The sequence below is a fragment of the Klebsiella sp. JB_Kp004 genome, from assembly GCF_040065795.1.
Classification (GTDB): Bacteria; Pseudomonadota; Gammaproteobacteria; order Enterobacterales; family Enterobacteriaceae; genus Klebsiella; species Klebsiella quasipneumoniae.
In genome coordinates this window covers 1-561 of the sequence record NZ_JBEAKW010000031.1, presented here as the reverse complement: position 1 = coordinate 561, position 561 = coordinate 1, and the positions used below count along the sequence as shown (strand labels likewise).

Below are 561 nucleotides of genomic sequence, written 5' to 3'. Positions count from 1 at the left end.
TTGGTGCCTTCGGGAACTGTGAGACAGGTGCTGCATGGCTGTCGTCAGCTCGTGTTGTGAAATGTTGGGTTAAGTCCCGCAACGAGCGCAACCCTTATCCTTTGTTGCCAGCGGTTAGGCCGGGAACTCAAAGGAGACTGCCAGTGATAAACTGGAGGAAGGTGGGGATGACGTCAAGTCATCATGGCCCTTACGACCAGGGCTACACACGTGCTACAATGGCATATACAAAGAGAAGCGACCTCGCGAGAGCAAGCGGACCTCATAAAGTATGTCGTAGTCCGGATTGGAGTCTGCAACTCGACTCCATGAAGTCGGAATCGCTAGTAATCGTAGATCAGAATGCTACGGTGAATACGTTCCCGGGCCTTGTACACACCGCCCGTCACACCATGGGAGTGGGTTGCAAAAGAAGTAGGTAGCTTAACCTTCGGGAGGGCGCTTACCACTTTGTGATTCATGACTGGGGTGAAGTCGTAACAAGGTAACCGTAGGGGAACCTGCGGTTGGATCACCTCCTTACCTTAAAGAACCTGCCTTTGTAGTGCTCACACAGATTGT

1 rRNA gene is annotated in these 561 nt (G+C 52.0%); it reads left to right on the top strand.

Annotation, left to right across the window (positions count from 1 at the left end):
* Positions 1–522: ribosomal RNA gene (locus ABLX76_RS13835) — 16S ribosomal RNA — on the top strand; the annotation flags it as partial.
* Positions 523–561: the final 39 nt, after the last annotated feature.